At 57.2% G+C, this 16061-nt stretch carries 17 protein-coding genes; 16 read left to right on the top strand and 1 reads right to left on the bottom strand.

Going from position 1 to position 16061, the window contains the following annotated elements; genetic code table 11:
- Positions 1-28 precede the first annotated feature (28 nt).
- Positions 29-1042: an ester cyclase gene (locus tag PFY00_RS03070; protein WP_271431033.1), complete on the bottom strand. Its 1014-nt coding sequence runs from the start codon at positions 1040-1042 to the stop codon at positions 29-31.
- Between the two features lie 116 nt (positions 1043-1158).
- On the opposite strand from PFY00_RS03070, the gene PFY00_RS03075 reads away from it, so the two are divergent.
- From PFY00_RS03075 to PFY00_RS03150, 16 genes are all read left to right on the top strand, one after another.
- Positions 1159-2208 (top strand): ABC transporter ATP-binding protein, encoded by a 1050-nt coding sequence (locus PFY00_RS03075; protein WP_271431451.1) that lies wholly within the window; start codon positions 1159-1161, stop codon positions 2206-2208.
- 90 nt (positions 2209-2298) lie between these two features.
- Positions 2299-3528: an extracellular solute-binding protein gene (locus PFY00_RS03080; protein ID WP_271431034.1), complete on the top strand. Its 1230-nt coding sequence runs from the start codon at positions 2299-2301 to the stop codon at positions 3526-3528.
- A 75-nt stretch (positions 3529-3603) separates the two neighbouring features.
- A complete protein-coding gene (locus tag PFY00_RS03085) occupies positions 3604-4632 on the top strand; it encodes a carbohydrate ABC transporter permease (protein ID WP_271431035.1) in 1029 nt (342 codons plus the stop codon).
- Positions 4632-5513 carry a carbohydrate ABC transporter permease gene (locus PFY00_RS03090; protein WP_271431036.1) on the top strand — a complete coding sequence of 294 codons (882 nt, stop codon included), beginning with the start codon at positions 4632-4634 and terminating at the stop codon, positions 5511-5513. Before PFY00_RS03085 ends, PFY00_RS03090 begins: the two co-directional genes overlap by 1 nt.
- A complete protein-coding gene (locus PFY00_RS03095; protein ID WP_271431037.1) occupies positions 5510-6535 on the top strand; it encodes a nuclear transport factor 2 family protein in 1026 nt (341 codons plus the stop codon). The genes PFY00_RS03090 and PFY00_RS03095 overlap by 4 nt, the downstream gene beginning before the upstream one ends.
- On the top strand, positions 6532-7068 hold the full coding sequence (locus PFY00_RS03100) for an ester cyclase (RefSeq protein ID WP_271431038.1): 537 nt from the start codon (positions 6532-6534) through the stop codon (positions 7066-7068). The genes PFY00_RS03095 and PFY00_RS03100 overlap by 4 nt, the downstream gene beginning before the upstream one ends.
- Entirely contained in the window at positions 7065-7493 is a 429-nt protein-coding gene (locus PFY00_RS03105; protein WP_271431039.1) for a VOC family protein, read from the top strand. Before PFY00_RS03100 ends, PFY00_RS03105 begins: the two co-directional genes overlap by 4 nt.
- A 14-nt stretch (positions 7494-7507) precedes the next feature.
- On the top strand, positions 7508-8818 hold the full coding sequence (hisD, locus tag PFY00_RS03110) for a histidinol dehydrogenase (protein ID WP_271431040.1): 1311 nt from the start codon (positions 7508-7510) through the stop codon (positions 8816-8818).
- Complete coding sequence (locus PFY00_RS03115) at positions 8815-9867, top strand: nuclear transport factor 2 family protein (RefSeq protein ID WP_271431041.1); 1053 nt, start codon at positions 8815-8817, stop codon at positions 9865-9867. Before hisD ends, PFY00_RS03115 begins: the two co-directional genes overlap by 4 nt.
- Positions 9867-10631 (top strand): SDR family NAD(P)-dependent oxidoreductase, encoded by a 765-nt coding sequence (locus tag PFY00_RS03120; RefSeq protein WP_271431042.1) that lies wholly within the window; start codon positions 9867-9869, stop codon positions 10629-10631. The genes PFY00_RS03115 and PFY00_RS03120 overlap by 1 nt, the downstream gene beginning before the upstream one ends.
- The gene (locus PFY00_RS03125; protein WP_271431043.1) at positions 10631-11650 is read left to right on the top strand and encodes a LacI family DNA-binding transcriptional regulator; all 1020 of its coding nucleotides are present in this window, start codon (positions 10631-10633) and stop codon (positions 11648-11650) included. The genes PFY00_RS03120 and PFY00_RS03125 overlap by 1 nt, the downstream gene beginning before the upstream one ends.
- The gene (locus PFY00_RS03130; protein WP_271431044.1) at positions 11647-12636 is read left to right on the top strand and encodes a nuclear transport factor 2 family protein; all 990 of its coding nucleotides are present in this window, start codon (positions 11647-11649) and stop codon (positions 12634-12636) included. The genes PFY00_RS03125 and PFY00_RS03130 overlap by 4 nt, the downstream gene beginning before the upstream one ends.
- Entirely contained in the window at positions 12633-13598 is a 966-nt protein-coding gene (locus PFY00_RS03135; RefSeq protein WP_271431045.1) for a cupin domain-containing protein, read from the top strand. Before PFY00_RS03130 ends, PFY00_RS03135 begins: the two co-directional genes overlap by 4 nt.
- Before the next feature lies 1 nt (position 13599).
- Positions 13600-14223 carry a class I SAM-dependent DNA methyltransferase gene (locus tag PFY00_RS03140; RefSeq protein ID WP_271431046.1) on the top strand — a complete coding sequence of 208 codons (624 nt, stop codon included), beginning with the start codon at positions 13600-13602 and terminating at the stop codon, positions 14221-14223.
- 15 nt (positions 14224-14238) lie between these two features.
- A complete protein-coding gene (locus PFY00_RS03145) occupies positions 14239-15357 on the top strand; it encodes a cobalamin-independent methionine synthase II family protein (protein ID WP_271431047.1) in 1119 nt (372 codons plus the stop codon).
- The gene (locus PFY00_RS03150) at positions 15357-16061 is read left to right on the top strand and encodes an alpha/beta fold hydrolase (protein WP_271431048.1); all 705 of its coding nucleotides are present in this window, start codon (positions 15357-15359) and stop codon (positions 16059-16061) included. The genes PFY00_RS03145 and PFY00_RS03150 overlap by 1 nt, the downstream gene beginning before the upstream one ends.

The following is a 16061-nucleotide window of genomic DNA, read 5'->3' on the forward strand; positions in this document are numbered from 1 at the left end:
AAAATATGTATGTTTTGCAGTTACTTGCTCAGGAGGCGGGCGCCGGTCGGATTTTGGTCGCGCGTTCCAAAATGTCGACGCCTTGCGTTTTCCAGAAGTGGAGCAGGTCTATGAAGATCCAGTTTTCAGCCAGCTTGTCACCGCTGCGCCGGTAGATGTCGATTACTCGAAACTCGCCGACTTCGTTCGTTGCCGGCATACCCATGAAGCCGCCGGTGTGCCGTGCTGTAAAGTTCGGCCAGCCCATGAACCCACCATAGTTTCCTTCGGCCAGCCGCGCGATATGACCTGTGCCTGATCTGTCGGCAAAGCTGGCACGAAAGGGGCCGGCATGTTGTTTGGCGTAGCGCTCGATCGTGTAGCTGGCGCCGATCCCTTCGGGTCCCCACCAGATCATGTCGTCGTGCCATGTCAGGGCCAGTTCTTCTTCGAGAGGTAACCCCGATTGCCATTGGCCCAGGTCCGAAATCATCTTGTTGATTACGGCCAGAGTCTTTCGGCCTTCGTTTTTTGGCTGTTCATCGTAGAGCAGGCCATCGTGGGTGATTGGGCCGGGTTGCACCAAGTGGGCTGCGGTTTGCGGACCAAATGGGTTTTGTCCCGCCTGCACCATCAAATGGGGGATGTCGAAGTACATTGAGGTTTCGGCAATCACGCCGTCCTGCACTTTGTAAAATGCGCAATACCTGAGGAGCGCCATTTTGCCGGTTGGCTGAATGTTGAGCCAGGGCTGATCAAACAGCCCCATCAGATGACCCATGGAAACAACCCATGTGCTTTTGCAATCGTCCATGTGGTTGGACCCTGCAAAGAAGATGTCCTCGCGCCTTTGCATAGGTCGCAACGCCTGTTTGAGCGGGGCCCAGAAACGCGTGGCAATCTGCGAAACATCTGCAATTTCGCCGAATGGGTGATAGCCGCGCCAAAGGTGTCCGGGCGCAAGATGCTGCTGAACAACGGTTTCCAAGGCCTCGCCAGACGCCGCATCCAATGCCTTGTGAAAGGCGCGAACCGCTTGTTTTTCAGACTGATAGTTTGTCATCCACGAACCTCGGGATCGAATATTTGCATACGTTTGCAAAAATATCTTGCCAAGGAAACCCATCCGAGTCTAGCGTTATTGCAAGCGTATGCAAAATGCGATTCTGGGAGGAAGACTTGGCCGAGATACAACTGCGCAATGTTTCCAAGCGCTGGGGCAGCTTTGTTGGTGTCGAAGACTTTACGTTGACGATCCCCGATCGGGAGTTTCTCGTTCTGCTTGGGCCTTCGGGCTGCGGCAAGACAACGACCATGCGAATGATCGCTGGCCTTGAAGACCCGTCCAAAGGCGAAATCCTGATCGACGGGAAAGTCGTCAATGATCTGGAACCGAAAGACCGCGATGTGGCGATGGTCTTTCAGAGCTATGCGCTCTACCCGAACATGAACGTCTATGAGAACATCCGGTTCCCTCTGCGTGTACGCGGTGAGAACCCCGCTGGTCACAAGGAAAAGGTCATGCGCGCCAGCGCGATGGTCGAACTGGATGAGTTTCTGCACCGTAAGCCGGCGGAATTGTCTGGTGGCCAACGCCAGCGTGTGGCGCTCGCACGAGCGATCGTTCGTGAGCCCAACGTCTTTTTGATGGACGAACCCCTGTCAAACCTTGATGCCAAGCTGAGGGTTTCCACCCGCGCCCAGATCAAGAACCTCAGCCATGAGCTGTCTGTGACGACGATCTATGTGACGCACGATCAGATCGAAGCCATGACACTCGCAGACCGGGTTGTGGTCATGGAAAAGGGCGTCGTTCAGCAGGTGGGCAGTCCGACAGAGATCTACGACAAGCCCGCCAATACGTTTGTGGCCAGCTTTATCGGCAATCCCGCGATGAACCTCATCGACGGCGTTGTGCAGGGCGGTACGTTTACCGCCGACAGCGTTTCGGTCGAAGGTCTGAACGTCAAAGATGGACCGATCACGCTGGGCTTTCGTGCCGAAGACGCTGAGGTGTCGCAAGAGGGCGGTCAGATCACAGCGCCCATCTACACACTGGAACTGCTTGGCGACGCGACAATGGTCAGCGTCCGGATCGGTGGTGCACTGGTTAGCGCCCGGTCTGACAAAACCTTCCGCGCCGAAATCGGCGATCCGATCTCAATCCGAATTCCCCAGGAAATCTGCCATCTGTTCGATGCGGAAACCGGGGCGCGTCTGGACGGCTAGCCGTCTTTCATATTCGGCCAATCAAGGCCGGACAATCAATGGATGCGTGATTGCAAGGCGCATCCGGACAACAGAAACAGGGAGGAATAAATGTTTCTGAGAACTCTCGCCGCGGCCGGCGCAATGGCCGTTTTGACCACATCCACGGCCATGGCCTGCGAAATTGGCGCACGCGTCAGCATCGTTGGCAATGAATTCCCGGCGATCCAAACAGTTGGTGCCGAAGCCAAAGGCTGCACCGGCGCCGAGGTTGCCACCAACCTCACAGCGGATCATCAGAAGATCAACCTGCCCGGCATGCAGGGTAACCCGGCCGAGTACACATCCGCGATTGTCGCGAACTCGTCTATCGTGGCTCTGATGAACGAAGATGTCATTCGTCCGCTCGATGACCTTCTTGCCAAGCACGGTGAGGGTCTGGCGAAAAACCAGCTGATCACCATCGGCGGCAAGACAATGGCGGTCGCGTTCATGGCGAACGCACAGCACCTCGTGTACCGTGCTGACGTTCTGGAAGAGATCGGTGTTGAGCCGCCCAAGACCTACGAAGAAATGCTGGCTGCAGCCAAAATGATCCGTGAAAAGGGCATGATGGAAAACCCGATCGGTGGCGCCTATGCCGCTGGCTGGAACCTCGCACAAGAATTCAACAACATGTTCCTGGGCATGGGTGGCGAGCACTTCAAATCCGGCACAGCCGAGCCAAACGTGAACTCCGAAGCGGGTGTCAAAGCGCTGGAAATGATGAAAGCGTTGTCGGAATACATGAACCCCGACTTCCTGACACATGACTCGAACGCGACCAATGCCGAGTTCCGTGCGGGCAACGTGGCGATCATGAACATGTGGGGCAGCCGTGCTGCAACCATGACCGATGCCGAAGGCGTTCCGCAGGAAGTTGTCGATGGTTTCGCGATCGCCGGTCCGATGACGGTTGGTGGCGGTGATGTCCCTGCGTCCACATTGTGGTGGGACGGCTGGACCGTTGCCAAGAACATCAGCGACGAAGAGGCAGAAGCCACTTTTATCGCGATGATGAATGGTATTCGCCCGGAAATCCTGTCCGATGCTGATGTTGCCAAGCAGGCGGTCTGGCTGATCCCCGGCTATGAGCCGACCGAAGCCGCCGTTGGTGTTTTCGCAGCTGCGAATGCGGGCACGATCCCCTACCCAATGCTGCCTTACATGGGCCTGATGCACACTGCGCTGGGTAATGAACTGGCGGACTTCATGCAGGGCAAGGAAAGCGCTGAGCAAGCGCTGGCCGATGTTGAAGCGGCCTACACCGCCGCTGCCAAGGAAAACGGCTTCCTTCAGTAAAACCTTTGGCGAAGGCGGGTCGCCCGCCTTCGCCCTCGGCCTTTCATAAACGCACTGATCTGAACGACGAGCGCCATGAAACATCGCACCTTCTTTTGGTTCTTTCTGCCCACCGGTCTGGCGATGCTGCTGTTTATCGCAGCCCCGATTGTGTCGGTTGTGATGCAGTCCGTCTTTGCCCCGCACGAGGCGGTTTTCGAGACGGTTGAGAACTGTGGACCATTTGGCTGCAAAGAGGAAACGGTGATCAATCAGGACGCCACCCGCGCGCTGCGAGAGGCGGAACCACTGGGCCGTTTCGTTGGTCTGGATATCTATTTCGACCGGGGCCATCTGGCGATCGCCGAAGTTGGCGAGGCATGGCGTGGATCAGATAGCATGGGCGCCTTCTTTGACCGATTGGGCAACCTGCCGTTCTATCGTGCCATCGGATTTACGCTCACTTACACATTTGTCACCGTGCCGCTCTTGATCCTGTTGGGATTGATGATCGCGCTCGCGGTGAATTCTCTACACCGCCATCTCAAGGGGCTGGTGATCTTCTTTTCGCTGTTGCCGATGATCGTCACTCCCATCATCGGTGCGCTGATCTTGTTCTGGATGATCGACAGTCGCGGGATCATCGGGAACCTGATCATATATCTCTCGGGCGATCCGACTTTGTCGCTCAAGGCGTCCACGTCACTAATGTGGATTTCGATCATCATATACGGGATCTGGCACTCTGCCCCCTTTGCCTTTGTGGTATTCTATGCGGGTCTCCAAACATTGCCGAAAGATCAGATCGAAGCGGCCCAAATTGATGGCGCATCCCGCTTTCAGCAACTGCGCTTTGTAGTGGTGCCGCATCTGATGCCGCTTGTGACCTTTGTCACTCTGATCAAGCTTATGGATAATTTCAGGGTCTTCGAAGAGATCGTCGGCTTTAACGCGCAGGCGCATGCCACCAGCCTAAGCTGGATCATCTTCAATGACCTGAGCGGCGAGACACAGCAGTTGTCCTCAGCGGCGACCACCTCGGTGCTGACGATTCTTGGGGTCGCGATCCTCTTGTCACCCGTTCTTGTGCGCACATGGCGCGACTTCAGAGGGAGAGCGCACTGATGGCTTCCAAAGCACAAACCATGCCTGCAGGGCTGCGCCTTTTGACGTCGGCCTTTATCGTGATCTGGCTGATCATGGCCGCTTTTCCATTCCTGTGGACGCTCTGGGGGTCTTTCAAGGTCGAGTTGGATTTCTTTTCCATCGCCGATTGGACCAATGCACTGACCGGTGCAAACACCAAAGACACCTATGGCGTGCCCTTCACGGGGGCGGGCTATGAAGGCGCGTGGGTGGAAAACCATTTCTGGCGTAACGTCATCAACACCTTCATCATTTGCTTTTTCGTGGTTTGCACATCGCTGACCATTGGCACGCTTGGCGGTTACGCGTTGTCTCGTTCGGGCTTCAAGTATGTCTTCTGGTTGCTGATCATCGCGCTGATCTTTCGCGCGATGCCGCCAATCACTCTGGTCGCTGGTTATATGCTGCCGTTCTTTGAATGGAACGTCTGGGGTATCTTACCGACTGCGATCATCGTGCTCGTCGCGATCAACCAGCCCTTTACGCTTTGGATGCTGCATTCGTTCTTCCAGAACATCCCCAAGGAACTGGACGAGTCCGCCAAGGTTGATGGCTGCACACAGTTTCAGGCGTTCCGGCATGTCATCATCCCAGTGATGTGGCCTGGGGTTATCACAACGGGTCTGTTCAGCTTCCTGCTGGCGTACAATGACTTTGCGGTTACGGCGATGCTGCTGTCTGAATCCAACCGCACCATGGTGCCACAGATCGCAGCTTTCCTTGGGACGACCTATACCGAGGGCAACGTGATGTTTGCCGTGGCCGCCGTGGTCTCGGCCACAGCGCCCTTGTTCGTGCTGGTGATGTTCTTCCAGCGCCAGATCGTGTCTGGCCTGACCGCGGGGGCGGTGAAGGGATGACACGCGCCCCACGACCGCCGATGGGCATCGCTACACAGCAAAGCGCGGAGAACAAGCGGGTGTACCTGCGTTTTCTGGATGCGTTTGCAAACGGTGACTTGCCCGGCGTTACCGAAGCGGCGCAGGCAATCTTTGCACCCGATGCAGCAGTGAATGCCAGCCACCCAGTCAATGAGGCGCGCGCGGGTGATGGCTATACTGCTGACGTGATCAGACCGATCATGAATGCCTTTTCTGGGTGCACGCGGCAGAACTACACGGTCCTTGGCGGTGAATATCTGGGGACGGAGTGGGTGACATCGACAGGCTATTTTCACGGCCATTTCCATCGTTCTTTGTTCGGGATTCCACCCAGCAACAAACTGGCCTTTCTGCGGTTCGGCGAATTTCATCGGATGGAAGGCGGTAAGATCGTGGAAAGCCATGTCTACCTCGGGTTGGCTGAATTGATTATCGCGCTGGGCCGTTGGCCGTTGGCGCCAAGTCAAGGTTATGAAGGCGTGGTGCCGGGCCCTGCGACACACGATGGCATCTGGTCTGATCCTTCCGAGTCTGCCCAATCGCGGGAAACCGCAGACTTGGTTGAGGCGATGTTGATGGGGTTGGCCTCGGACGATGAAGCATGGCGCCCGTATTGGCACGATAGAATGGTTTGGTACGGTCCGGGCGGGCTCGGCTCATATGCGACTGTAGACGCCTTTGCCGCCTTCCAGCGCCCGTTTGAGCTGACGTTTGATGGTTGGGGCGATGGCAGCGAAGCAGGCTTTTCCGACGTTGGATCCAACTGCAAGGCGGGGGATGGCGCCTATGCCTTCCTTCATGGCTGGCGGCAACTGACTGGCGTGCACACCAAACCATTCCTTGGCCTCGCTCCGACGGGCAAGCGCGTATTCATGCGTGATTGTGATTGGTGGCGTGTCGAAAACGGCAAAATCATCGAAAACTGGTGCATGCTCGATATTCCGCATGTGCTCATGCAACTCGGCTACGATCTGTTCGCCGAAGTGGAGGCTGCGGCATGAAGGGATCACGCCCGGAACAGGCGGTGCTGAGCCGTGATACGGATATGTCCAAGACCGACGATACGCGCCGCGTGATCGAAGGCATGGTTGATGGTCTAAACGATCACCGCATCGACGACATTGGCCAGTTTTTCGCTGAAGGTTTCCGCTGGATGGGCAACACCGGTTGTGGCACCAAAACGGGTCTCAAGGAATTTCAGGATAACTGGCAACGCCCCTTTCAGGCGGCCTTTTCCGATAAGGTCTGTGTGGATGAAGCGCGACTTTACATGGGGGAATGGGCCGCGGCCTTTGGTCGGCAGGAGGCCACGCATTCGGGCGCCTTTATGGGGATCGAACCAACCGGAAAGCGCGTCGAGATCAGGTATATGGACTTTTGGAAGGTCGAAGACGGCAAGATCACCGACAATTGGGTGATGGTCGATTTTCCTCATGTCATGGCGCAACTGGGCGTTGACGTTTTCCAGGGAGAAGGCTGGGAAGCCTTTGACCGCGGTGAACGTACCGCACCCCGACCCGAGGGTGCTGAATGAACCGTGGGTATCAAATCCGCGCGCTGGGCGAAGTGGCAGTTCGATGCCGCGATCTGGAGACCATGCGCGTCTTCTATCGCGATGTTGTCGGGCTTACCCCTTTGGAGGGTGAGTATTCAGACCACATCGCGTTCTTTCAGATTGGCGAAGGCTACGGCGGTCATACCACCGTATTGGCGCTGTTTGGCGAAGGCGCGCCTGCGACGGGTCCGGCATCATCCTTGCACCATGTGGCGTTAACCGTGGACGCCGCAGAACAGGATGCCGCCGAGCAGTGGCTCAGTTCAAAGGGCCTGTCACCCCAATATCAGCAATTCCCATGGATCGGTTGGAGAGGGCTCTTCTTCAAGGATCCAGAAGGCAACACGATCGAGTTTGTCGCAAAGGTTGGACCGGCCGAGGCTGCCGGACCCCTGGCGCAGTAGGAAAAGAGGACGATATGGCGATTACTCATCTCAAGGTCAGCAAACCAGAAGCAGAAAAGGCAGAAGACGACGCCAAAGTGCGCGCGGTCGTTGAGGCGACGTTGGCGGATATCGAAAGCCGTGGTGACGCAGCAGTGCGTGATCTTTCAGCCAAGTTCGACGGCTACACACCGGATGCATTCAGACTGACGCAGTCCGAAATCGATGCTGCCATGCAAAAAGTCAGCACGCGGGACATGGAAGACATTCGTTTCGCGCAGGATCAGATCCGCAACTTTGCTCAAGCGCAGCGCGCATCGATGACGGATGTCGAAGTTGAAACTTTGCCCGGTGTGATCCTTGGCCATAAAAATATCCCGGTTCAATCTGTCGGGTGCTACGTGCCCGGGGGCAAGTTTCCCATGGTTGCCTCGGCTCATATGTCGGTCTTGACGGCTTCAGTTGCAGGCGTTCCACGGATTGTTTCATCGGCTCCTCCGGTCAATGGAGAGCCGCATCCAGCGATCGTTGCTGCGATGCATATGGGCGGCGCACATGAAATCCTGTGTCTTGGAGGAATTCAGGCCGTAGGCGCCATGGCTATCGGCACCGAGACGATTGATCCTGTTCATATGCTCGTCGGTCCGGGTAACGCGTTTGTCGCCGAGGCCAAGCGTCAGTTGTTTGGCCGGGTAGGGATCGACCTGTTTGCCGGTCCGACCGAAACCATGGTCATCGCTGATGACACCGTTGACGCTGAACTTTGTGCCACCGATCTGCTGGGGCAGGCCGAGCATGGGTACAACTCACCGGCTTGCATGATCACCAACAGCCGCAAACTGGCTGATGCCACGCTGGTGGAAATTGACCGGTTGCTTGAGATCCTTCCGACGGCTGAAACGGCACGGGCCAGCTGGGAAGATTACGGCGATATTGTCGTTTGCGATACTCATGAAGAGATGCTGCAGGTGGCCAATGACATGGCCTATGAGCATGTTCAGGTAATGACTGACCGGGATGACTGGTACCTCGAAAACATGCACAGCTACGGCGCATTGTTCCTGGGCCCCCGAACCAATGTCGCCAATGGTGACAAAGTGATCGGCACCAATCACACCCTGCCGACGAAAAAGGCTGGCCGCTATACTGGTGGGCTTTGGGTTGGCAAATTCCTCAAGACCCATTCCTACCAGAAGGTTTTGACCGACGAGGCGGCGACGCTGGTAGGTGAATACGGATCGCGGTTGTGCATGCTCGAAGGGTTTGTCGGCCACGCCGAACAGTGCAACATTCGCGTACGCCGCTATGGCGGCAAGAATGTCCCCTATGGCCAAGCCGCTGAATGAACGATCCGCACGGGCATAACAAAGCGGCGCTTGCGCCGCTGCGCGCTGCTCAGCGGGATTGGGATCAAGGCGCGATCCGGGCGGCATTGGATGCGACGTTCGCGCCGGATGCCGTTTTGCATCTATGTCACCCATTCGGGGATTTGACCGGTCCCGAAGCATTCAATGACACTGTGCTTGCGCCGCTCGTGGTTGCGATGCCGGATCTTGAGCGTCGGGACTGGATTGTCGTCGCAGGGGCTGATGAAGATGGCGCAGACTGGGTTGGTTGCGCCGGGCACTTCATGGGCAATTTTGTCGCCCCCCTGCTCGATATTCCTCCGACAGGTCAGGTGGCTCATATCCGCTTTCACGAGTTTTATCGATTTGAAGGCGGCCGCGTGGTCGAGATGCAGGCAATCTGGGATTTGCCGGAACTCATGATGCAGGCCAATGCCTGGCCCATGGTTCCGTCATTGGGCCGCGAATTCTGCATTCCGGCGCCGATGACACAGGATGGTCTGGCCGAACATGCGCGAGACGCAGAGCAAAGCGCCCAGACCTGCAAGCTGATCGTCGACATGTTGACCGCCATGACCCGTCATCCAAAGGATGGTGGTCCCGAAGTTATGGAGATGGAGCGGTTCTGGCATCCCCGGATGAACTGGTACGGTCCGGCAGGGATCGGCACAGGGCGCGGCATTACCGGATTCAGAAACTGGCATCAGATTCCGTTTTTGAAGGGCATGCCCGATCGGGGTCAGTATCCGGATGCGGTTAAACATCACTTCTTTGCAGAGAACGCTTATGCGGCGGTAACTGGCTGGCCTGACATGGCGCAGACCATAAGCGGCGATGGTTTTCTCGGGATTGCGCCGGCGGGCCAGAAAATCACCATGCGCAGTTTGGATTTCTGGCGGGTTGAAGCAGGCGTCATCCGCGAAAACTGGGTCTTGGTCGATCTTTTGGACGTCTATAATCAACTGGGTGTTGATGTCTTCGCGCGACTGCGCGAGTTCAACAAGGCCCGAGTTCCGGGCACAGTCCCCTTTCCCTACGGAGAACACTGATGGACCTGCCCAAAACCCCTTCATTCCGATTGGACGGACAGCGCGCATTGATCGCAGGCGCGTCTTCTGGAATTGGCCTTGGCTGCGCAACCGCTCTGGCTGAGGCTGGCGCAGAGGTCACTCTGATTGCACGTCGGGCGGATCGTCTTGATGCAATCACCGAGGAAATGCGGTCTCGTGGGTGGGCTGCGCAGTCCCTTCCCATGGACATCACGGATATGGCCGTTGTCGAACAGGCCGTTGCCGAGAATGGCCCATTTGACATCTTGCTCAACGCGGCTGGCTTGGCGCGGCATAGCCCTGCGGTGGACACCGAGCTCGCAGACTACGATGCCGTTATGGATATCAATGTACGGGCGGCATATTTTCTGACCCGGACGGTTGCCAAGGGTTTGATCGCCGCCGGGCGGCCGGGAAGCCTGATCAATATTTCCAGCCAGATGGGCCATGTGGGTGGCCCGGATCGTGCGGTGTACTGTGCGACCAAGCACGCGGTTGAAGGCATGACCAAGTCCATGGCGTTGGAGTGGGGACCAAAGGGGATTCGTGTGAACACGATTTGCCCCACGTTCATTTTGACAGAATTGACCCAGCCCACTTTCGACGATCCGGCCAAACGGGCCTGGATCGAGGACAAGATCAAATTGGGCCGTGTCGGCGCGGTCGCGGACATTATGGGTGCAGCGGTCTATCTGGCGTCTGAGGCGTCGTCACTCGTGACCGGAACATCGATCCTTGTTGATGGAGGCTGGACAGCAGACTGATGGCGCAGAGCAAGGTCACATCGGCAGAAGTTGCGCGTCTGGCTGGCGTTTCCCAGTCGGCGGTCAGCCGGGTGTTTACGCCCGGCGCATCGGCGTCGCCAAAGACCGTGGAAAAGGTCAAGGCGGCGGCGCAGCAGTTGGGGTACAGGCCAAATGTACTTGCACGCGCCATGGTCTCTGGCAAAAGCAGGATCATTGGGCTGGTGGTCGCGTATCTTGAGAACCAGTTCTATCCGGTGGCGCTTGAGCTGCTTTCAAACGCCTTGCAAAGCCGTGGCTATCACATCCTGATTTTTACTGCCCCGAACTCGATCGACGGGATCGACAGTGTGATGCAGGACCTGATGGACTATCAGGTGGACGGCATTGTTGCGGCGTCTGTTTCCATGAGCTCGGATTTGGCCGCTCGGGCAAAACAGGCTGGCATTCCCGTCGTTCTGTTCAATCGTGGCCAAGACGGAGAAGGGTTGTCGAACGTTACCTCTGCCAATCGGGATGGTGCTGAACGGGCAACAGATTTCCTGATCGCAGGGGGGCATGATCGCATTGCGCATATTGCCGGTTGGCAGGGCAGTTCGACGGGACGTGACCGTCAGGCAGGCTTTGAAGCGGCCTTGCGCAAGCACGGCATGGCACCCCATGCCATCGTGGACGGGCACTACAGCAGGGACGTGGCCTCGGCCGCCACGCGCGAGTTGCTGGGTCAAAGCAATCGGCCGGACGCATTGTTTGTCGGCAATGACCACATGGCCTTTGCCGTGATGGATACACTGCGGGAACTGGGGCTGACACCGGGGCGCGATATTTCTGTTGTTGGATATGACGACGTGCCGATGGCCGCGTGGGGTTCGTACAACCTGACAACATGGCGACAGCCGGTGAACCGTATGGTCGATGCTACGGTCGACACCCTGCTGGACCAGATCGAAGCGGGCGCGCACATGCCTCGTAGTCTTGAAATACCCGGAGAACTGATCCTGCGGGGATCGGCCCGAATTCCTGAAGGATGGACATCATGAAGGGTTTTGACCCGAAATTCAGCGACTTCCCTGACTATATTGTCGGGATTACCAAGGAAATCTGGGAAGATCGCGGCATTTCAACACTGCATGACTATTACGCGCCGGACATCGTCGTACGGTCGCCTGCCTCTGTGGTGATCGGCAACCAGTCTGTTATCGGTGCAACGATGGCCACGCTGGCAGAATTTCCCGACCGGCAGTTGTTGGGCGAAGACGTGATCTGGTCCGGAACACCCGAAGAAGGCATGCTCAGTTCGCATCGGATTTATTCGACGGCGACGCATGCCCATGACGGGGTCTACGGAGCCGCGAGCGGCAAGAAACTCGGATACCGAATTCTTGCTGACTGTCATGCCAAGAACAACATGATCGACGATGAATGGCTGATCCGCGACCAAACAGCGATTGTTCGCCAAATCGGATGGGACCCCAAGGATTATGCCCGCGACCTGATTGTCCGCGAGGGAGGGCCGGAAACCTGCGTGCGCCCGTTGTCCCCGGAAACGGATGTCGAAGGCCCCTACAAGAGCGCTGGCAACGAAAATGAATGGGGCGCGCGATACGCGCAGATCCTCAAGTCGATGATGGGTGCCGACATGGCGGCAGTGGAACGGGAATACGACCGCGCCGTACAGTCCGAATACCCCGGCGGCGAAACGGGTCATGGATGGACGCCGGTCGATGAGTTCTGGATGGGTTTGCGCGCTGCACTGCCTGACGCCACCTTTACCATTCATCACCAGATCGGCCGCAATGATCCGAAGATGCCTCCGCGCGCAGCACTTCGGTGGTCCTTGCATGGCAAGCATTCCGGGTGGGGCGCTTTTGGCGCGCCGACGGGCGCCGAAGTCTATGTTCTGGGGATTTCTCACGCAGAATTCGGAGAACTGATCGGCGGCAAGGTCACGCTTCGGCGTGAATGGACGCTTTTTGATGAAACCGCGGTCTGGAAACAGATCCTTTTGCATACGGGTGAAATATGACGCCGCAAGACATGGAAAACCGTATTGTTCGCTATGGCGATCTGCATCCCTGCAAGACCGCCTTCATCGATGCGCATACACCCGGCAGCGACCAAAAAGAGAATTTTACCATCATTGGTGGTGGCGTGTCTGAATCGCCTGATCAGCACGTCCATATCTCTATCCCGCATGGGTTCAACATCGGCGCTGCAGGGCAGCCACCCAAATGCCGAAACTCCTTGCATGACCACCATACAGCCGAAGCCTTTTTTGTTCTTTCCGGCCGCTGGCGGTTCTTTTGGGGGCGTTGGGGCGATGCAGGCGAGGTGGTTTTGGAGCCGGGTGATATCTTCAACATCCCAACTGGCATTTTCCGTGGCTTTGAGAACATTGGCACCGATTATGGGATGATCATGGCCATTCTGGGCGGCGACGATGCGGGCGGCGGCGTGATGTGGGCACCGCAAGTGATCGAAGATGCTGCAGATCATGGTCTGGTGCTGGGCGAAGATGGCAAGCTCTATGACACAAAGAAACAGCAGCGTTTGCCCGATGGTGTAAAGCCTATGCCAGTGATGTCGGATGAGGAACTCGCCAAACGCCCAGAGCCGACCACGGCAGAAGTGCTGCCCAACCACGTGGCCCGCTATTGGGATATGGTGGCCTTGGCTGACCGCAAACCCTGCAAAGTGATCGGTGAGGCGGGGATGCTGCGCGACAAGCCCGGTTTCGAAGTGGACTTCATCACGTGCCAATCCGCGACAGAAACCAAACACAAACATGCGGTGCCGTCGGTTCTGATGCCCGTCAAAGGTCATTGGAGAGTGGATTGGGACGGTGGCTCGACCACGCTGGCACCCGGCGATACCATGAGCGTTCCGGAAGGCGTCAAGCATTCCGCAGTTCCGTCGATGACCGGTGAGGCCGCTCTGTACCATGTGGTGGCAACGGGGGATCCGGCGGGACCGACCTGGAAAGGATGAAATGACTGACACGCCGATTGATCCAACACTGCCGGAACAAACACGCGCCGTTTATGAACGCAATGCAACCGGCTATGACCGCCGACGCAACCGAGCCCTGTTTGAGGCGCAGTGGTTGCGCCGCTTTGTGCGTGATTTGGTGCCGGGGGCATCCGTGCTGGATTTGGGCTGTGGCAGCGGTGAGCCGATTGCGGCATGGCTGATTGGCGAAGGGTTTCGCCTAACCGGGTTTGACTACTCTGATGCCATGCTCGACATCGCGCGTAGCCGTTGGCCCGAAGGCGACTGGCGTCAGGGTGACATGCGCGTATTGGAGCTTCCGGAGCGTTTCGACGGGATTATCGGCTGGAACAGCTTTTTCCATCTGACAGACGATGAACAACGGGCATGTCTGCCCCGGCTTGCTGCACATCTGAACCCCGGTGGCGTTCTGATGGTCACAGTTGGCCCCAGCGCAGGCGAGGTCACCGGCACTGTTGAAGGCGAGGTGGTTTATCATGCCAGCCTGTCGCCTGCCGAATACGCTCAGAGGCTTGAAGCTTGCGGCATGCGTGTCACCGGTTTTCTGGCAGATGATCCAGATTGTGCCGGCCACAGTGTGTTGATGGCCAGCAAGGAAATGTAACGAAAGGACTTCACCATGACCGTCAAGACAACGCACGTCGGCTCTCTCCCACGGACACAAGAGGTGGTGGATTTCATATTTGCCCGGGAACACGGCAAACCGTTCGACCAAGGCGAATTCGACGCCTGCATGACGGCCGCGGTTCATGAAACCGTTCGGCGGCAGCACGAGGCGGGGGTAGACATCGTCAGTGATGGAGAGACTTCGAAGATCAGCTATGCGACATACGTCAAGGATCGGTATACTGGTTTTGATGGTGACAGCCCACGCAACGCGCCTGCGGACCTGAAGCAATTCCCGACATTTCTGAAACGGCTGGCAGATAGCGGCGGAACTCCGCAATATGCGCGACCCATGTGCATGGGCGAAGTGAAGAGCAAAGGGCAGGGCGAGCTGCAAAAAGACATCGACAATCTCAAGGCGGCCATGGCCGCGCATGGGGTAGAGCGGGGCTTTATGAATGCGGCATCGCCGGGAGTCATTTCGCTGTTTCTGCAGAACGACTTTTACCCGACACGCGAGGCCTATCTGGCGGCTCTCGCGGATGCGATGAAGGAAGAGTATGAAACTATCGTTGGTGCCGGGCTCGACCTGCAGCTCGATTGTCCCGATCTGGCGCTCTCACGGCATATGCTGTTTAACGATCTGAGTGACGAAGAGTTTGTCAAAATCGCCGCAAGTCATGTCGAGGCGCTGAATCATGCTTTGCGTGATGTGCCCGAGGAAAAGGTGCGTATTCACATCTGCTGGGGCAATTATGAAGGGCCACATGTCTGCGACATACCCATGGCCAAGATGTTTGACACATTGATGTCGGCCAAGGCGCGATATGTCCTGTTCGAAACGTCGAACCCGCGCCATGGGCATGAATGGGCGGTGTTCCGTGACCGCAAAGCCGATATTCCGGATGGCAAGGTGCTGGTGCCGGGGGTTGTGGATACAACCACCAACTTTGTCGAACATCCCGAACTGGTCGCACAGCGGATCGCGCGGTTTGTCGATATTGTCGGCGAGGACCGGGTGATTGCGGGCAGCGATTGCGGCTTTGGTACATTTGCAGGTTTTGGTGCTGTGGATCCTGAAATCGCCTACGCCAAGTTGGCAGCGCTCAGTGCCGGAGCAGCGCAGGCCTGATGTCTCTTCCTGTACTGCTTTTGCCGGGCATGATGTGCGATGCCCGTCTCTTCGGTCCTCAAATCGCGGCTCTTGAGCCAGACCGGCCTGTTGCTGTGCCGATGCTGACAGGGGCGGATACGGTTGAGGGGCTCGCGGCGCGCATCCTGAGCGAGGCACCCGAGCGCTTTGCGCTGGGCGGATTGTCGATGGGTGGCATTGTGGCCATGGAGATTCTATCCCAAGCAGCCGATCGGGTCGCCGGGATTGCATTGATGGACACCAATCCTCTGGCTGAGATGGATGCCGTCAAGGCACGACGTGCCCCTCAGATCACTAAGGCACAAGCTGGCCGGATGGCCGAGGTCATGCGCGATGAAATGAAACCGAACTACCTGACTGACGGACCGAACCGTCAGGACATTCTGGATCTGTGCATGGACATGGCCATAGGTCTTGGAGCCGAAGTCTTTGTTGATCAGTCGCTGGCTTTGCGAGATAGACCAGACCAGAGCGAAACGTTGCGCGGCTATAAAGGCCCTGCGCTTGTGCTTTGCGGTATTGATGATGCGCTCTGTCCGGTGTCACGTCACAAGCTGATGCATGATCTGATGCCTCAAAGTACGCTGACAATCATCAATGGGGCGGGCCACTTGCCAACACTTGAGCAGCCGGACGAAACAACCAATGCCCTACGAAACTGGCTGGACAGTATTCCCGGCTGA

Source organism: Thalassococcus lentus (genome assembly GCF_028023555.1).
Taxonomy (GTDB): Bacteria; Pseudomonadota; Alphaproteobacteria; order Rhodobacterales; family Rhodobacteraceae; genus Thalassococcus_A; species Thalassococcus_A lentus.